The organism is Streptomyces roseochromogenus subsp. oscitans DS 12.976 (assembly GCF_000497445.1).
Taxonomy (GTDB): domain Bacteria; phylum Actinomycetota; class Actinomycetes; order Streptomycetales; family Streptomycetaceae; genus Streptomyces; species Streptomyces oscitans.
Genome location: NZ_CM002285.1, coordinates 1,347,782 through 1,364,212 on the forward strand (window position 1 = coordinate 1,347,782; position 16,431 = coordinate 1,364,212).

The window sequence follows — 16,431 nt, forward strand, 5'->3', positions numbered from 1 at the left end:
CTCCCTTTCATGGAAACCATGCGTGACCGTTTCGCTCCCGTCGTCTCCCGGCTGCTGGACGAGGATCCGCGCGTCGCCGTGGTCCTCGCCGAGATCGGCAAGGACGCCTTCCGCGAGGCCATGGCCCGGCATCCCGACCGGGTCGTCAATGTCGGCATCCGGGAGCAGCTGCTGATCGGGGCGGCGAGCGGGCTGGCACTCACCGGGCTGCGGCCCGTCGTGCACACCTTCGCCAGCTTTCTCGTGGAGCGGCCGTTCGAGCAGGTCAAGCTGGATCTCGGGCACCAGGACGCCGGAGCGGTGCTGGTCAGCGCGGCCGCCTCCTTCGACTGGCCGGCCGGCGGCTTCACGCATATGGCTCCGGGCGATGTGGCGCTCCTCGACACGCTGGACGGCTGGACCGTGCAGGTGCCGGGGCATCCGGACGAGGCCGAGACCCTGCTGCGTCACGCGGTCGCCGCGGGCGACGACAAGGTGTACGTACGGCTGTCCGCGCAGGCCAACCGGCAGGGGCGGGTGATCGACGGCGAGCACTTCGTGGCGGTCCGCGAGGGTCGCCGTGGTGTCGTCGTCGCCGTGGGCCCGGTGCTGGACGCGGTCCTCGCCGCCACGGAGGGCCTGGACGTGACCGTGCTGTACGCGACGACCGTACGGCCCTTCGACACGGCGGGCCTGCGCCGGGCCACGGAAGCGGCGGGCACCGATGTGGTACTGGTCGAGCCGTACCTCGCGGGCACCTCGACGGCCGCGGTGAGCGACGCCCTGTGCGACGTACCGCACCGGGTGCTGGGCCTGGGCGTGGGGCGCCGGGAACTGCGCCGCTACGGCACGATCGAGGAGCATGTGGCCGCACACGGGCTGGACGCACGGAGCCTGCGGGACCGGATCGGGCGGTTCGTGGGGGCGGTGGGGCGGGTGGCCGTCGGGGCGTGAGCGAGGCGGGGTGTCAGTGCGCGCACGGGGGCGTTCGGGTCGGCTCTGGGCAGGTTGCGTATCGCCGGGACCGTGAGCAGGGTCGTGGCGACCACCAGGCTGGTCGCGGCGGAGATCAGCAGGACGTGGCCGGCGCCGAGTGTGTCGGACGCCGGGCCCGCGAGTGCCTGGCCCACCGGCATCATGGCGAGGGAGCCCGCGACGTCGTAGGCGTGGACGCGGTTGAGGACGTCGGCCGGGACCTGGGTCTGCACACTGGTCGCCCACATCACGCCCCAGAAGGCCATCCCGGCGCCGGCCACTGCCGCTCCGGCCGCCATCGCAGGCACGCCCAGCCCCGCGCCGGCGGGCGCGGGGAAGCCGAAGAAGGCGAACAGGGCGAGTGCGCCCGCGCGGAGCATACGGCGCGGACGCAGCCGGAGAGCGAGCACACCGCCTACGACCGTGCCCGCGCCGAGGGCGGAGGGCGGAGTTGACCAGGCCGCAGGCGCGCGGGCCATGCCGCTGGACGACTTCGGCGGCGACGAGCGGGACTCCCGGCCCCCGGACAGCGATCATGCACAGGCACCAGACGGCGATCACGCCCCACAGCCAGGTACGGGATCGGAACTCCCGCCAGCCCTGGACCAGTTCGGCCCGGAAGGCACGGATCCCGCGACCGGTGACGGCCCGGGCGCCCGCGGGGAGCGGCGGCAGCCGGAGCAGCAGGCACAGGGCGCTCGTCGCGTAGGTGGCGGCGTGCGCGGCGAACACCCCACCGGGAGAGGCGAGGCCGACCAGGAGGCCGGCGACGGCCGGTCCGGCGAGCTGGGCGGCGGACTCGGCGATGCGTATCGCGCCGTTCGCGCCCTGGATGCCGGCGGCCGGCCGGGGCACCGTACTGGCCACGCCCGGCGGGATCATGCCACGCCCTGCTCGCGCGCATGGGGGGTTTCACTCCCCGGGCGGCAGCCCCAACTCGGGGTGGGCGTCGAGGAGTCGGGGCGGGGCGGCCTGACGCCAGGAGTCGGCGAGGATGTCGCGCAGCTCGTCCTCGTCCTCCAGCGCGGCGAGTCTCGCTCTCACCCACGCGAACTGGGCCTCGTGACCGGCGATCCAGAACTTCCCCGGCTCGGCCGTCACCAGTTCGTCGCGCTCCTCCTTCGGGCAGCGCACGGCGATGGACGTCTCGTCCTCGGGCAGCGTCGCGAACATCTTCCCGGCCACCCGGAACGTGGGCATGCTCCAGGCGATCTTCTCCGTGGTGTCCGGCAGGGACAGGGCGATACGGCGTACGTCTTCAGCATCCGGCATGCAACGCACCGTAGCCCCTGCCACTGACAGTCACCCTGACAGCCGCTTGAAATACAGCGTCGTCGGCCGCAGCCCGCCCGCGGGAGAAGCCGCGTAGTCGGGGATGGTGCCTGCCTCGGTCCAGCCGGCCGAGCGGTAGAGCTGCTCGGCAGGACTGCCGGTCTCGGTGTCGAGGTGGAGCAGGGTGATGCCGGCGGCAGCGGCCGCGTCCTCGGCGGTGGTGAGGAGGCGGCGGCCGAGTCCCTGCCCGCGCGCAGAGCGGTGGACCATCAGCTTGACCAGTTCCGCCCGGTGGCGGCTGTTCGGCTTGTCAGGGTAGGCCAGGCTCACGGTGCCGGCCGGCCGGTCGGCGTCGTCGAGGGCCGCCCATACGTCGAGCCGCCCCGCCGCCGTGGCCTCCGCCCGCTCCTGCCACCAGGCGGCCGCCTCCTCGTGGGCGAGCGGTGCGAGGAAGCCGACCGAGGCGCCACCGGCCACGGTGTCGGCCAGCAACTCCGCCAACTCCCCGACCCGCTGCCGTACGTGCGCGGCGGTCCAGCGTTCCACCCTCACGGTCGCACCACCGCCAGCACATACCGCGCCTCCACGGGTCCGGCGCAGCGGAACCGGGTCGGGCCGAAGACCCGCATCCGCAGACAGTCGCCCGGGTCCAGGTGGTGGACCTGTTCCCCGTCGGTCACCTCCAGGGCGCCGTCGAGCACCCACAGATGCTGTTCCAGGCCGGTCACGGGCGGGCGGTCGTAGGCGATGTCGGCGCCCGGCGCGAGCCGGCCCTCGACCAGTTCGCCACGGAGTCCGGTGTGCGGCGGGGAGACGGACCGCCGGACGAAGCCGGACCCGCGGTCCTCCCAGATCTGCTGGTCGGCGGCCCGGACCAGCGGCGCGGGTGCGGCTTCGACCTCGCTGAGCAGCTGGGACATGGTGCGGCCGTAGACATGGCAGAGCCGGTTCAGCAAGGCGGCGGTGGGGCTGATCTCCGCGCGTTCGGCGCGCGAGAGGGTCGACCGGCTCACCCCGCTGCGCTCGGCCAGCTCTCCCAGAGACAAGCCGTGTTGGGTGCGCAGTTGGGTCAGCCGGGCGCCGATCAGGGCGTCGAGGGAATCCTCTGGGCTTCTCATATCGGGGACGTTATCCCGGATATGAGACAGGCGGGTTACGGAAGCCTCACGCCTGCTGCGCCGCCCTCCCCAATGCCTCCAGCACCGGGCGGATCAGCGGATGCCCCTCGGCTCCGCGTCGTACGGCGGCAAAGACGCGGCGAGTCGGGGCCACACCGTCGACAGGGCGGACGACCACATGGGTCAGGTCCATACCGTTCAGGGCCGAGCGGGGTACGAGGGCCACACCCGCGCCCGCCGAGGCGAGGGCCACGACGGCGCGGAAGTCGTCGGAGGAGTGCTCCAGGCGGGGCTGGAAGCCTGCGCTCTCGCAGGCGAGGACGACCACGTCGTGGCAGGGGTTGCCGGGGTACGGGCCGATCCAGGGGTCCTTGGCCAGCTCGGCGAGGGGGACCTCGGCGGTGTCGGCGAGGCGGTGGCCGACGGGTACGACGGCGTCGAACGGCTCTGCGTACAGCGGGACATGGGCGAGCCGGGGGTCGTCGGCGGGCGGGGCACCACGGTACTCCACGGCGACCGCCACATCGACCTGCCGGTCCAGCACCATGGGCAGGCTCGCGTCGCCCTCGGCGTCCTGGACGCGGATGCGGATGCCGGGCGCGGTGTCCGCGAGCCGGGCCACGGCCGGGGCCACGACCTGGGCGATGCCGGTGGCGAAGGCCGCCACGGTGACCGTGCCCGCCTCGCCCGAGCCGTAGGCCGCCAGCTCCGCCTCGGCCCGCTCCAGCTGGGCGAGGACCGCGTTGGTGTGGCTGAGCAGGATCTCGCCCGCCGGGGTGAGCCGTACGCCCTTGGCGCTGCGCTCGACCAGCCGGTGGCCGGTCTCCTGCTCCAGGGCCGCCAGCTGCTGGGAGACCGCGGAGGGGGTGAGATAGAGCGCGGCGGCCGCCGCGGTGACCGTGCGGTGGTCGGCCACCGCACGGAGGATGTGGAGCCGCCGTGCCTCGATCATGCGGTCAATTATCGCAAGACGTCCGCGCTGGTCAGGCCACCAGCTCGGCGCGGGCCGCGACGAACGCGTCGACCGCCCGGTTGACGTCCTCGGTGGAGTGCGCGGCGGACAGCTGGACGCGGATGCGGGCCTGGCCCTGCGGGACGACCGGGTAGGAGAAGCCGATCACGTACACGCCTCGCTCCAGCAGCAGCTCGGCCATGCGGCCCGCCTCGGCCGCGTCGCCGATCATCACGGGGGCGATGGCATGGTCGCCGGGGAGGATGTCGAAGCCCTCGTCGGCCATCCGGCGGCGGAAGAGCGCGGTGTTCTCGTTCAGCCGGACGCGCAGGTCGTCGGCCGACTCCAGCAGGTCGAGGACCTTCAGCGAGGCGGCGGCGATCACCGGGGCGAGGGTGTTGGAGAACAGGTACGGCCGGGAGCGCTGACGCAGCAGGGCGACGATCTCGGCCCGGGCGGCGACATAACCGCCGGAGGCGCCGCCGAGGGCCTTGCCGAGGGTGCCCGTGACGATGTCGACGCGGTCCATGACGCCGTGCAGCTCGGGGGTGCCGCGGCCGGTCGGGCCGACGAAGCCGACGGCGTGCGAGTCGTCGACCATGACCATCGCGTCGTAGCGGTCGGCGAGGTCGCAGATCTCGCGCAGGGGCGCCACATAGCCGTCCATGGAGAAGACGCCGTCCGTGACGACCAGGCGGCGCCGGGCGCCGGACGCCTCCTTGAGCTTCGCCTCCAGGTCGGCGAGGTCGCGGTTGGCGTAGCGGTAGCGGCGCGCCTTGGACAGGCGGATGCCGTCGATGATGGAGGCGTGGTTGAGGGCGTCGGAAATCACCGCGTCCTCCTCCCCGAGGAGGGTCTCGAAGACGCCGCCGTTGGCGTCGAAGCAGGAGGAGTACAGGATCGTGTCCTCCTGGCCGAGGAAGGACGACAGCCGGGCCTCCAGCTCCTTGTGCACCTCCTGGGTGCCGCAGATGAAGCGGACGGAGGCCATGCCGTAGCCCCAGCGGTCCAGGGCCTCGTGGGCTGCGGCGATCACCTCGGGGTGGTCGGCCAGGCCCAGGTAGTTGTTGGCGCAGAAGTTGAGGACCGCGCCGGGACGGCCGCCGGCGGTGACGTCGACGGTCGCGGACTGCGGGGTGCCGATGACCCGCTCGGGCTTGTGCAGTCCGGCGGCGCGGATCTCGTCGAGGGTGACGCGCAGGTCGTCGCGGACAGAGTTGAACATGAGGTACTCCATTGAGTGCGGGAGGGCGAGTGAGCCGAAGGGGCGCGCCGGTGTCGGGAGGTCATGGGGTCCCCCGCGCGAGCGTGTTCGAGCGGGGGGCGCGGAGGCCCGGAGGGCTGATCACGGTCGGCTCTCGACACCGGCTGAAAGCGCCCCGGAGGCGAACCGAGCTATCAAGCAGTCCAGTCGAGGATGACCTTGCCGCCCTTGCCGCTCGCTGCGTCGGCGAACGCGGCTTCGAAGTCGCGGTAGCCGTACCGGCCGGTGATCACGGGGGCGAGGTCCAGGCCGCCCTCCAGCAGGACCGACATCGCGTACCAGGTCTCGAACATCTCGCGGCCGTAGATGCCCTTGATGGTGATCATCGAGGTGACGATCCGGGCCCAGTCGACCGGGAACTCCTCGGCGGGCAGGCCGAGCATGGCGATGCGGCCGCCGTGCGTCATGTTGGCGATCATGTCCCGCATGGCCTCGGGCCGGCCGGACATCTCCAGGCCGATGTCAAAGCCCTCGCGCAGGCCCAGCTCGCGCTGGCCGTCGGCGATCGTGGACTGCGCGACGTTCAGGGCGAGACTCACACCGATCTTGCGGGCCAGCTCCAGGCGCTCCTCGCTGACGTCGGTGACGACGACGTTGCGGGCGCCGGCATGCCGGGCCACGGCGGCGGCCATCAGGCCGATCGGGCCGGCGCCGGTGATCAGGACGTCCTCGCCGACCAGTGGGAAGGACAGCGCGGTGTGCACGGCGTTGCCGAACGGGTCGAAGATCGCGGCGACGTCGAGGTCGACGGGGACGCGGTGCACCCAGACGTTGGTCGCGGGCAGGGCGACGTACTCGGCGAACGCCCCGTCACGGCCGACGCCGAGGCCTACGGTGGCCCGGCACAGATGGCGGCGGCCGGCCAGGCAGTTGCGGCACTTGCCGCACACCAGATGGCCCTCGCCGCTGACCCGGTCGCCGATGCGGATGTCGGTCACGTCCCGGCCGGCCTCGACGACCTGCCCGACGAACTCGTGCCCGAGCACGAGCGGGGTGCGGATCGCCTGCTGCGCCCAGCCGTCCCAGGCCCGGATGTGCAGGTCGGTGCCGCAGATACCGGTCCGCATGACCTTGATCAGTACGTCACCGGGGCCGATCTCGGGCTCCGGGACGTCCGTCAGCCAGAGCCCCGGCTCCGCCTTCTCCTTGAGCAGCGCCTTCACGCTTAAGGCTCCTGTGGGTGAGGTCCCGGCCCGCGGGCAGACGTAAGAAGCCCGCACCGGGTCAGAGGGGTGGAATCACCCTGCAATCTGCCGTATGCGCGGGCCGCGGGTCCATCGAGCTTTTCTTAACCGCCGCCTCAGGTTTCCTTCACGCCCCTGGTCTCCCGCGGGGCGCCATGCCGTCGTCCGTCACAAGGGAAGGCCGTCCTCGGCGCTTCGTTCGAGGCGTACGACGAGATCGGCGGCCAGCGCCTTGATGGTCTCCAGACCGGACCTGCCCCAGGCCCGGGGCGCGGTGTCGACCGCGCACACAGTGCCGAGCGCCATGCCGGAGCTGTCGATGAGCGGGGCGCCGAGATAGGAGTGGATGCCGTACTCGTCCACGACCGGGTTCCCGGCGAACCGCGGATAGTCGCGCACGTCCTCAAGCACCAATGCCTTACGGCGGACCACCACATGGGGGCAGAACCCATGGTCGCGCGGCAGGACACGGCCGAACTCCGGTCGGCAGCCGTCCTCCCGCACGACCGGCGCGGCGGCGGGGACACGCAGGCCCGCGAAGAACTGATGGTCCTCACCGATGAAGTTGACCATCGCGTAGGGCGCGCCGGTGAACCGGGCGAGATGGTCGGCGAAGACGTCCAGCGCGGGGTCGGGACGGTCCACCAGGCCGAGCAGCCGCAACCGGTGGACCCGGGCGGGTGCCTCCTTGTCCTCGGGGGTGAGCAGCAGACCCCGGACCGGTCGGGGCGGCTCGTACGTCATGGCCGGGCTCCAGCGATGTGGGCGTACCTCATAGGGCGGCTCCGTGGGAGGTAGGGCGGGATCACATGTGGGCGCCATGGCTTGGCGCGGGCGCCGGGGCGTGGGCGAGGAGGTGGCGTACGAGGGTGAGCAGGGTCTGCACGCCGGAGCTGGAGATCCGGGCGTCGCAGCGGACGACGGGGACCTCGGGGTCGAGGTCGATGGCGGCGCGTACCTCGTCGGGGTCGTAGCGGTAGGAGCCGTCGAACTCGTTGACGGCGATGATGAAGCCGAGTCCGCGCTCCTCGAAGAAGTCCACGGCGGCGAAACAGTCCTGCAGCCGACGGGTGTCGGCGAGGATCACCGCGCCTAGCGCGCCCTCGGACAGCTCGTCCCACATGAACCAGAACCGCTCCTGCCCCGGTGTGCCGAACAGATACAGCACATGGTCCGGATCGAGGGTGATCCGGCCGAAGTCCATGGCGACCGTCGTCTCCATCTTGTTCTCGACGCCGTCGAGACTGTCCGTGCCGACGCTGACCGTCGTGAGCAGCTCCTCCGTACTGAGCGGCGCGATCTCGCTGACCGCGCCCACGAAGGTCGTCTTGCCGACCCCGAATCCGCCCGCCACCAGGATCTTCAGCGCGGTGGGGAACGGGTCAGAGCTGTCGTCGTAGTCCATCGAGCACTGCCTCCAGCAGAGACCGGTCAGTGGGTGTGTGGTGGAAGACGGGGGGCTTGGTGGTCAGCGCCCCGCAGTCGACGAGGTCCGAGAGCAGCACCTTGGTGACCACCGCGGGCAGTTTCAGATGCGCGGCGGCCTCGGCGACCGAGACGGGCGCCCGGCACAGGTCGAGCGCCTGCGCGTGCTCGGGGCCGAGGTAGCCGAGCGGGGTGACGCCGGTGGCCATCACCTGCGACATCAGGTCCAGGGCGATGCTGGGCTTGGTGCGTCCGTTGCTGACTGTGAACGGGCGCACCAGCCGTCCGGCCGCGTCGTCCAGCCAGGGCCCGTCGCCGGCTGCGGTCACGCTCAAGGCCTCGTCGCCGTGGGTTCGACGGCGTGCTGCCGGGGCGCGGTCACCAGATAGGGGCGGACGCTCTTGACGAGCATCGCCATCTCGTAGCCCAGGACTGCTGCGTCGGCCTCACGCCCCGCCAGCACGGCGAGACAGGTGCCGGAGCCTGCGGTGGTGACGAACAGCAGGGTCGAGTCGAGCTCGACGACGACCTGGCGGACGTCCCCGCCGTCACCGAACCGCACGCCCGCGCTGCGGCCGAGGGAGTACAGGCCGGAGGCCAGGGCCGCCATGTGGTCGGCACTGTCGACGTCGAGGCCGTGTACGGACTTGACCAGCCCGTCGCAGGACAGCAGCACCGCGCTGCTGGTGTGTGGTACGCGCTGCACGAGGCCGCTCAGCAGCCAGTCGAGGTCGGATGCGTGGGCCGTCGGCGCATCGCTCGCCATGGTGGATCGACTCCTTGGGGTATCTGCGGGAGCGCGGGGGGTTGGGGGTGAGTGGTCGGTGGTGGGGGTGGACACGGTGCGGGCGGTCAGCCGGCCGGGGCGCTCCCGTCGGGCCGGCCGGTGCCACGGGCACCGTCGGATGCGGGCGCGTGGGCGCGCCCCTTCGATATGGAGGGCGGGTCCGTGTGGTCCGAGCCCAGGTGGTCTGCGGTTGTCGTATGGGCTGAGCCTGTGTGGCCAGCGCCCATGTGGTCCGGCTGCAGTTGGAGTGGGTCGGTGAACTCCGATGCGACAGGGCGAAGGTGATGAACCGTCATGTGGGCGGCATCCAGGTGCGTGGCATCCATGTGTGCGGACGCCAGGTGGGCCGCGTTCGTGTGGGTTGAGCCTGTGTGGGTTGAGCCTGTGTGGGTTGAATCCGTGTGGCCCGAGCCCATGTGCGCGGAGTCCATGGGGCTGGGATCAAGGAGACTGGAGCCCAGGTGGCTGGAGTGCAGATGGCTGGACTCCGGGGAGCTGGAGTGCGGGTAGCCGGAGCCCAGGGGCCCGGAGTCCAGGGCGCCGGGCTCCTGGCTCTCCAGGTGCTGCTGCGCCTCGGCGAGTCCGAACCCACGCTGGAAGGCCGCCACCAGCCCGGGGTCATGGCCCGGGACCGTGTCGTCGTCCTGACGGGGTGCGGGGCCGCCGCGCAGCTGGGGGACGATGTGCTGCTGGGCGCGGCGCCGCGGCAGTTGAGGCTTGCCCGTGGTGCCGCGCACGGTGCCGGCACGTGGCGTGGGCAGGACGCCCGCGTGCGCCTCGACCGCCGCCCTGTCCTCGGCACTGATGCCGGGCAAGGCCTCGGCGGGGGTGGGCCGTTCCTGCCGTGCGCCCCGCACGGGAAGGGGCGCCAGGGCATCCGCGCCGCGCCCGTTGTCACCGCTCTCCGCGTCACGCTGCCGGCCACCGCTCTCAACACCGGGCCGCCCGCTCCCGCCCTCGGCACCATGCCGCCCGCTCCCACGCTGGGCGTGCCGTCGGCGACCGGTCGCCGAAGCCTGCCCGGCATCGGCGCCGGCGTCTCTCCCGGAAGCGGCGACGGCCCCGGACACGGCGTCGGTCTCCGAGGCTGACGGGGCACCGGCCCCCGGCCGGGTACCGCCCTGCGCGGCTTTCACGTCACCGGACCGCACTCCCGGCGCGGACGCGGGGGCGGAGGCGGAGGCGGAGGCGGAGGCGGAGAAGGAAGTCGGCGCAGGCCCCCGCATCTGCGCCATCTGCCCCGCCTCGTACCCCAGTCCGGACCCCTGGCCATGGGCAGAGGCCTGGCCCTGGTGCCGCGCCTGCGGTGACGCGCCGGTGTCCGCCGGATCCTGCTGCTGCGGTACGCCCGCCCCGGCCCCCGTGGCCGCGCCGGGCACCCCGGGCGCCGCTCCCAACAACGCCTGCGGAACGACGAGTACGGCCTGCACACCGCCGTAGATGTTGGACTGCAGCCGCACATGGATGCCGTGCCGGCGGGCGAGCTGGGAGACGACGTAGAGGCCGATGCGACCGTCGGCCAGCAGGCTGGCGACGTTGACCTGGTCAGGGTCGGCGAGCAGGGCGTTCATCCGGTTCTGCTCGCCCACCGGCATGCCGAGCCCTCGGTCCTCGACCTCCACGGCGAGCCCGGACGTGACGAGGTTGGCGCGGAGCAGTACCTGGGTGTGCGGGGCGGAGAACACCGAGGCGTTCTCGATGAGTTCGGCGAGCAGATGGATGACGTCGGCGACGGCGTGGCCGCGCAGTTCGCCGTCGATCGGCGGCACCAGCTTGACCCGGGAGTACTGCTCGACCTCGGCGATGGCGGAGCGCAGCACCTCGGTCATGCTCACCGGGTTGCTCCACTGCCGCCGCGAGACGGCGCCGCCGAGCACGGCGAGGTTCTCGGCGTGCCGCCGGATGCGGGTGGCCAGGTGGTCCACGTGGAACAGGCCCTTGAGCAGGTCGGGGTCCTCGATCTCGTTTTCCAGCTCGTCGAGGATCGAGATCTCCCGGTGCACGAGCGACTGAAGCCGACGCGCGAGGTTGACGAAGACCTCCAGTTTCTGCTCGCTGCCCGCCTGGCTGGAGAGCTGGGCGGCGCGCACGACGGCGGTGACGGCGCCGTCGTGCGCGCGGGCCAGATCGGCGGCGAGCAGCTCGAAGTCGTCGGCGTCCGCGGGCGGCCGGCGGCGCGATGTGTGCTGCGGTGGGGCCTCCCCTTGGCGCAGCGCGTCGACCAGGGCATGCAGGTCGGCCTCGCCGCGCGCGGCGATACTGCGCAGCGCGTCGACGCGGTCGGAGACCGCGTGGGCGGCACGGTCGGCGGCCACGGCGGCGATGAGGATGCCGGCCACGGTCACGGTGACCGCTCCGGCGAGCACGGCCCAGAGCATGGGGCCGGTGCGGGCGCCGGTGGAGCGGACGCTGAAGAGGACGGCGGCGGTGGCGCTGAGCGCGACCGCGAGGGGCGGCAGCACGGCGAGCCGCATGAGCTGGGGCCGTATGCGCAGTTCGGGCAGTGCGGGAGCGGGTCGGGCGACCGGTCGCCCGTGCCTGCCGCCCTCGCGGCGGTCGGCACGGGTGGCCGGTGCTCGGAGGTGAGACATCTGCGTCCTCGTACTGGTCCGTCGGGCCTGTTTCTCAAGCGGTGCGCGAGGTGGCATGCGTCATCGCGGCGTCGGCCGACGAAACCGGAGAAACCGGCCGCGCGGCACGACGGACACTCACAGTAGTTGCTTGCGCATCATGTGCGGCGGGCAGTTGACAAACTCCCCTGAGGAGCGTCCCGCTCTGGTATGAACCGTCGTACGACAGACCGATAACCCGGCCAGGAACGGCACGGTCGAGCCGAAAGAGTTCGATACGGCCTGGTCAAAACCGGTCACAAGACGACGCCGACGGGCGACGGACCGGCGCCCGTCCCAGCGCTCGCTTCTCACCGGATTTCCGACAGCTGCAGGTCCGTCCTTCCCCGCTCCACACACCTCGACCGACGACGCGGGCCAGCCAAGTGTCACGGAGTGTGATGACCTTGGCCTGACCTTGAGGGTGTATGGCTGGGCCTCCGGCAGCGCGCCCTGGACCAGCGCGCCCGTGACGGCACCGGGGCGGACGTCCAAGCCATGCACACCCCAGGCGACCGGAGCGCGGCTGACCTCCATCTTCGCCCGCGGGATCTCCCCAGGCGGAAACCCGGAAGCCCGTCAGGGCCCGGAGCACATCCTTCCGGCCCCTGACGGCTCCGCCTCGTCGCTCAGCCCCGCTTGGGCGGCTCCGCGACGAACACCCCCACCGAGCGCCAGGTGCGCCGGAGTTCTCCCGACACGCCGCGCCACCATGCCTCCGCCGGGAGCTTGCCGGCGGGCTCGAAGGGTTCTCCGGGACGGGGCAGGGCCACCGCTTGGCCGGCCTCCTCGGCCGCCTCCTTCGTCCACTCCCCCGGCTCGGCCCAGGGATGCGGGGCGAGGTTGAAGGTGCCCCAGTGGATCGGCAGCAGCGCTCCGTGCGGGGCGCCGCCCTGCAAGTCGAGGTGGGCGCGCAGGCCCTCCTCGGGGGTCATGTGGATGTCGGTCCAGAACTCGCTGTACGCGCCGATCTGGATCATCGTGGCATCGAACGGGCCGTGGGCGGCGCCGATGTCCTTGAAGCCCTCGAAGTAGCCGGTGTCACCGCTGTGGTAGATCCGGTGCTCCTCGCCGGCGACGGCCCAGGACGCCCAGAGGGTGTGCTGGGTGTTGCGCAGGCCTCGGCCGCAGAAGTGGCGGGCCGGGGTGGCGGTGAGGGTGAGCCCGCCGATCCTGGTGGACTCGTGCCAGTCCAGCTCGCGCAGCCGGTCCGGGGACACGCCCCAGTGTTCGAGGTGGGCGCCGACACCCAGCGGCACGGCGAACACGGTGTCCGTGCCGGCCAGCGCCTTGATCGTGGGCAGGTCCAGATGGTCGTAGTGGTCGTGCGAGATGACGACCACGTCCACCTCGCCGAGCGCGGCCAGTGGCAGCGGCACGGGGTGCAGCCGCTTCGGTCCGGCGAAGGGGAACGGGGAGCAGCGCTCACCCCAGACCGGGTCGAACAGCACCCTGTGGCCGTCGATCTCCGCGAGGACGCTGGAGTGGCCCATCCAGGTCAGCCGCAGTCCTGTGGCGGGCGGCTTGGCCAGGTCGGCGAAGGTCGTGGGGTGCACCGGGACGGTGCCCTTCGGAGAGCGCAGTGGCCGGGTGTCCTTGTCGAGGAACACCTTGGCGATGTCCAGCGTGGAACCGGACGGCCGGGTGCGTGCCGCACCGCCCGGGTTCTGGAACACACCGTCCTTGAAGTGGGGGGAGCGGCGGATGCGTGCCAGGCGCTCACCGCCCGGGTCCGCGCCGAACGCCGCCGGCCGCAGCGCGCGGATCCCGGAGCCCGAGGAACGCATTCCGGTCACGGTACCTCCCGGTGGAGTGAGTGAGGCTCCCCATTATGGTCGGCCCCTCCGACAGCCCGGGGACCGGCCCACTTTACTGAACCTCCGTTCAGCGCGTTGACAAGGCGCGGACCCGCTTCGGATACTGACTCACTGTTCAGTAAAGCGTCACAGGAGCAGATCCGTCGGGCTCCCCTCGCCCACCACCGTCCGCGCCCGCCCTGGAGGCACCATGACCGCCCGCGCTCCCCTGATGTCGCTCGTCTGGACCGACCATGTCACCGGCCGCCAGGGCTTCCTGGTCGTGGACCGGCTGGTGCGCGGCGTGGCCAGCGGGGGGCTGCGGATGCGCCCCGGCTGCACCCTGGAGGAGGTGACGGGGCTCGCCCGCGGCATGACGATGAAGGAGGCCCTGCACTACGACCCCGAGGCTCGCTACGTCCCACTCGGCGGCGCCAAGGGCGGCATCGACTGCGATCCCCGGGCCCCGGGGGCGTACGAGCTGCTGGTGCGTTATCTGCGCGCCATGCGGCCGTACATCGAGAGCTTCTGGAGCACCGGCGAGGACCTCGGTCTCACCCAGGACCTGATCGACCGTGCGGCGGCCGAGGCCGGCTTGGTCTCCTCGATCCAGGCGGTGTACCCGCTGCTGGACGACGAGGCGACGGCCCGCAAACGGCTCGCGGACGCCTTCGCGGTCGAGGTGGACGGCATCGGCCTGGACGAGCTGGCCGGCGGCTGCGGGGTCGCCGAGTCGGTGCTCGCCGCGCTGGACCGGGCCGGCGTGCCGTACCCGGGCACCCGGGTCGCCGTGCAGGGGCTCGGCACGATGGGCGGGGCCACCGCGCGGTTCCTGGCACGCGCGGGGCTGACGGTCGTGGCGGTCGCCGACATCAAGGGCACCATCGCCAATCCGGCGGGGCTCGACGTCGAGGCCCTGCTGGCCGCGCGGGACGGCTACGGCACTGTCGACCGCCATGCCCTGCGCCCCGGCGACCGCGAACTGCCCGGCGACGCCTGGCTGTCGGCCGACGCGGAGGTGCTTGTGCCGGCGGCCGTGTCGTACGCGATCGGCACCGCCGACCAGCACCGGATACGGGCCCGCTGGATCGTCGAGGCCGCCAACATGCCCGTACTGCCGAAGGCGGAGGAACTGCTGGCCGGGCGCGGAGTGACCGTGCTGCCCGACGTGGTGGTCAACTCCGCGACGAACGCCTGGTGGTGGTGGACCCTGTTCGGCGACATCGGCGCCGACGCCGAGGAGGCGTTCGCCCACATCCGGCGCACCATGCGTGCCCTGGTCGCCTTGATGCTCGACCGCGCGGACGCCGACGGTACGACCCCGCGCGCGGCCGCCCATGCCCTGGTGACCGAGCGGCTCCCGGCGATCGCGGCCCGCTTCGGGTGGTACCGGTGAAGGGATTCCACGGGCCGGCTCCTACGGCGACGGGGGATGGCGGTGGCACGGTGGCCCCGACGGTGACAGCGGATCGCTGACTGACTGCACGACCAGTCAGTAGCGCGGTGCTGTGGCCCCGGCCGCGCAAGGGTGGCAAGAGGTCGTCGGCGCGTGTCCGGGCGGCTGTGTAGGGTGACCGCGTGGCGAGAGTGCGGTTGAGCGTGGCCGAGCGGCGGGAGGAGCTGCTGCGGGCTGCCATCGGGCAGATCGAGGCACGGGGCGTGGCGGCGGTCAGGATCGCCGACGTGGCCGCGGCGCTCGGGGTGAGCAACGCGCTGGTGCTGTACCACTTCTCGACGAAGGAGAAGCTGGTCGCGGCCGCGTTCACCTATGCGGCCGAGGACGATCTCGCGCGCCTGCGCAAGCTGCTGGGCCGGCGGACGTCCGCGCTGCGCCGGCTGCGGGCCGCGGTGCGCTGGTACGCGCCGACCGGGCAGGCCAAGGGCTGGCGGCTGTGGATCGAGGGCTGGGCCGTGGCCCTGCGCGAGCCCGCCCTGCGAGAGGTCACCCTGGACCTGGACCGGCAGTGGAAGGCGGCGATCACCGATGTCATCGCCGAGGGCGTGGCGGCGGGCGAGTTCGCCTGCGCCGACCCCGCAGGTACCGCGCTGCGGCTGACGGCGCTGCTGGACGGGCTGGCCGTACAGCTGACGTCGTACCCGGGCGCGGTACCGCGGACGCGCGCGCAGGACTGGGTCGATGACGCGCTCGCGCGGGAACTGGGCCTGGACCGGAAGGCGTTGACCGAACGCTAGGCGGGAGTTCCGGTTGCCGCCCCGCCGCGCCCGGCCCCGAACGCCCGTGCCCCCACCGCATGCTGCGCGGTGTGGGGCACGGGGGTGGGTCAGGCAACCGAGGCGATGCGGTGCTTGATGTCGTCGGGGGACAGGGTGCCCTTGGCCGTGACATGGTCGCCGGAGGACTCGCCGCGCAGGCGGCGGCCGATCCACGGGACGAGGTACTCACGGGCCCAGTGGACGTCGTCGCGGCGGATGTCCAGGGTGCCCCGGGGCGGCAGCGGCGGCCACGGCTGCTCGGGGTCGGCCGGGATCTGGAGGCCGAGGGCCTGGCCGGCGCGCAGCGCCACGCGCGTGTGGCCCTCGGGTGAGAGGTGGAGCCGGTCGTTGTCCCAGGCCCGGCGGTCCTGCACGGACTTGAGGGACCACAGGTCGAGCACGGGGCAGCCGTACCGGTCCGCGATGGCCCGGACGTGCCCGTTGTACGTGGCGATCTTGCCGCGCAGATGCTTGAGCACGGGAACGCCGCGCGTGTCGAAGCCGGTCGTCACCATGACCGCGCCCGCGGCCTCGGTCAGCTGGGCCACGGCCCGCTCGAAGCGCTCGGCCACCTCGTCCGGGTCGGTGCCGGGGCGGATGATGTCGTTGCCGCCCGCGCAGAAGGACACCAGGTCCGGGGCCAGTTCGACGGCCTGCGGAAGCTGGTCCTGCACGATCTGGTCGAGCAGCTTCCCACGTACCGCGAGATTCGTGTACTTGAAGTCACCCTCGGGCCGCCGGTCGGCGAGCAGTACGGCGAACCGGTCGGCCCAGCCCACATACGCCCCGTCGGGCCCGGGATCGCCGACGCCCTCGGTGAAGCTGTCCCCCACCGCCACGTACGACCCGATCACTG

General features: G+C 72.4%; 16 protein-coding genes and 1 pseudogene. 3 read left to right on the forward strand and 14 right to left on the reverse strand.

Annotated elements, in window-relative coordinates; genetic code table 11:
• Positions 1-9: 9 nt before the first annotated feature.
• Positions 10-933, forward strand: coding sequence for a transketolase family protein (locus tag M878_RS56085; protein ID WP_023545270.1), 924 nt, complete (start codon positions 10-12; stop codon positions 931-933).
• Here M878_RS56085 and M878_RS93745 read toward each other — a convergent pair.
• From M878_RS93745 to M878_RS56145, 13 genes and pseudogenes are all read right to left on the reverse strand, one after another.
• Positions 822-1,827 (reverse strand): annotated as a pseudogene (locus M878_RS93745) (MFS transporter); the annotation flags it as partial. The gene M878_RS56085 and the pseudogene M878_RS93745 sit on opposite strands and share 112 nt — an antisense overlap.
• Positions 1,828-1,866: 39 nt before the next feature.
• Positions 1,867-2,226, reverse strand: a complete 360-nt coding sequence (locus M878_RS56090) for an MmcQ/YjbR family DNA-binding protein (RefSeq protein ID WP_023545272.1) — start codon at positions 2,224-2,226, stop codon at positions 1,867-1,869.
• Between the two features lie 30 nt (positions 2,227-2,256).
• The gene (locus M878_RS56095; RefSeq protein WP_031224267.1) at positions 2,257-2,772 is read right to left on the reverse strand and encodes a GNAT family N-acetyltransferase; all 516 of its coding nucleotides are present in this window, start codon (positions 2,770-2,772) and stop codon (positions 2,257-2,259) included.
• Between the two features lie 2 nt (positions 2,773-2,774).
• Positions 2,775-3,344 (reverse strand): helix-turn-helix domain-containing protein, encoded by a 570-nt coding sequence (locus M878_RS56100; RefSeq protein ID WP_023545274.1) that lies wholly within the window; start codon positions 3,342-3,344, stop codon positions 2,775-2,777.
• A gap of 46 nt (positions 3,345-3,390) precedes the next feature.
• Positions 3,391-4,296: a LysR family transcriptional regulator gene (locus M878_RS56105; RefSeq protein WP_023545275.1), complete on the reverse strand. Its 906-nt coding sequence runs from the start codon at positions 4,294-4,296 to the stop codon at positions 3,391-3,393.
• Between the two features lie 31 nt (positions 4,297-4,327).
• Positions 4,328-5,521 carry a glycine C-acetyltransferase gene (locus M878_RS56110; protein ID WP_023545276.1) on the reverse strand — a complete coding sequence of 398 codons (1,194 nt, stop codon included), beginning with the start codon at positions 5,519-5,521 and terminating at the stop codon, positions 4,328-4,330.
• A 173-nt stretch (positions 5,522-5,694) separates the two neighbouring features.
• Positions 5,695-6,723 (reverse strand): L-threonine 3-dehydrogenase, encoded by a 1,029-nt coding sequence (tdh, locus tag M878_RS56115; protein WP_023545277.1) that lies wholly within the window; start codon positions 6,721-6,723, stop codon positions 5,695-5,697.
• Between the two features lie 189 nt (positions 6,724-6,912).
• A complete protein-coding gene (locus M878_RS56120) occupies positions 6,913-7,488 on the reverse strand; it encodes a GAF domain-containing protein (RefSeq protein WP_023545278.1) in 576 nt (191 codons plus the stop codon).
• Positions 7,489-7,549: 61 nt separating this feature from the next.
• Positions 7,550-8,149: a GTP-binding protein gene (locus tag M878_RS56125; RefSeq protein ID WP_023545279.1), complete on the reverse strand. Its 600-nt coding sequence runs from the start codon at positions 8,147-8,149 to the stop codon at positions 7,550-7,552.
• Entirely contained in the window at positions 8,127-8,498 is a 372-nt protein-coding gene (locus tag M878_RS56130; protein ID WP_023545280.1) for a DUF742 domain-containing protein, read from the reverse strand. The genes M878_RS56125 and M878_RS56130 overlap by 23 nt, the downstream gene beginning before the upstream one ends.
• 2 nt (positions 8,499-8,500) lie before the next feature.
• Positions 8,501-8,935 carry a roadblock/LC7 domain-containing protein gene (locus M878_RS56135; RefSeq protein ID WP_023545281.1) on the reverse strand — a complete coding sequence of 145 codons (435 nt, stop codon included), beginning with the start codon at positions 8,933-8,935 and terminating at the stop codon, positions 8,501-8,503.
• A gap of 86 nt (positions 8,936-9,021) precedes the next feature.
• The gene (locus tag M878_RS98225) at positions 9,022-11,547 is read right to left on the reverse strand and encodes an ATP-binding protein (RefSeq protein WP_023545282.1); all 2,526 of its coding nucleotides are present in this window, start codon (positions 11,545-11,547) and stop codon (positions 9,022-9,024) included.
• A gap of 647 nt (positions 11,548-12,194) precedes the next feature.
• A complete protein-coding gene (locus M878_RS56145; RefSeq protein WP_023545283.1) occupies positions 12,195-13,352 on the reverse strand; it encodes an MBL fold metallo-hydrolase in 1,158 nt (385 codons plus the stop codon).
• A 220-nt stretch (positions 13,353-13,572) separates the two neighbouring features.
• Between M878_RS56145 and M878_RS56150 the strand changes: the two genes are divergently transcribed.
• On the forward strand, positions 13,573-14,757 hold the full coding sequence (locus tag M878_RS56150; RefSeq protein WP_023545284.1) for a glutamate dehydrogenase: 1,185 nt from the start codon (positions 13,573-13,575) through the stop codon (positions 14,755-14,757).
• A gap of 182 nt (positions 14,758-14,939) precedes the next feature.
• The gene (locus tag M878_RS56155) at positions 14,940-15,554 is read left to right on the forward strand and encodes a TetR/AcrR family transcriptional regulator (RefSeq protein WP_106962673.1); all 615 of its coding nucleotides are present in this window, start codon (positions 14,940-14,942) and stop codon (positions 15,552-15,554) included.
• Positions 15,555-15,643: 89 nt separating this feature from the next.
• Here M878_RS56155 and M878_RS56160 read toward each other — a convergent pair whose 3' ends face one another.
• Positions 15,644-16,429, reverse strand: coding sequence for an SGNH/GDSL hydrolase family protein (locus tag M878_RS56160; RefSeq protein WP_023545286.1), 786 nt, complete (start codon positions 16,427-16,429; stop codon positions 15,644-15,646).
• Positions 16,430-16,431 lie beyond the last annotated feature (2 nt).

What these genes read in the sequence shown, in the direction of transcription:
- M878_RS56150 (WP_023545284.1), top strand. Translation starts at nt 13,573, where the DNA reads ATGACCGCCCGCGCTCCCCTGATGTCGCTCGTCTGGACCGACCATGTC.
- M878_RS56085 (WP_023545270.1), top strand. Translation starts at nt 10, where the DNA reads ATGGAAACCATGCGTGACCGTTTCGCTCCCGTCGTCTCCCGGCTGCTG.
- M878_RS56105 (WP_023545275.1), bottom strand. Translation starts at nt 4,296, where the DNA reads ATGATCGAGGCACGGCGGCTCCACATCCTCCGTGCGGTGGCCGACCAC.
- M878_RS56145 (WP_023545283.1), bottom strand. Translation starts at nt 13,352, where the DNA reads ATGCGTTCCTCGGGCTCCGGGATCCGCGCGCTGCGGCCGGCGGCGTTC.
- M878_RS56120 (WP_023545278.1), bottom strand. Translation starts at nt 7,488, where the DNA reads ATGACGTACGAGCCGCCCCGACCGGTCCGGGGTCTGCTGCTCACCCCC.
- M878_RS56110 (WP_023545276.1), bottom strand. Translation starts at nt 5,521, where the DNA reads ATGTTCAACTCTGTCCGCGACGACCTGCGCGTCACCCTCGACGAGATC.
- M878_RS56100 (WP_023545274.1), bottom strand. Translation starts at nt 3,344, where the DNA reads ATGAGAAGCCCAGAGGATTCCCTCGACGCCCTGATCGGCGCCCGGCTG.
- M878_RS98225 (WP_023545282.1), bottom strand. Translation starts at nt 11,547, where the DNA reads ATGTCTCACCTCCGAGCACCGGCCACCCGTGCCGACCGCCGCGAGGGC.
- M878_RS56125 (WP_023545279.1), bottom strand. Translation starts at nt 8,149, where the DNA reads ATGGACTACGACGACAGCTCTGACCCGTTCCCCACCGCGCTGAAGATC.
- M878_RS56135 (WP_023545281.1), bottom strand. Translation starts at nt 8,935, where the DNA reads ATGGCGAGCGATGCGCCGACGGCCCACGCATCCGACCTCGACTGGCTG.
- M878_RS56090 (WP_023545272.1), bottom strand. Translation starts at nt 2,226, where the DNA reads ATGCCGGATGCTGAAGACGTACGCCGTATCGCCCTGTCCCTGCCGGAC.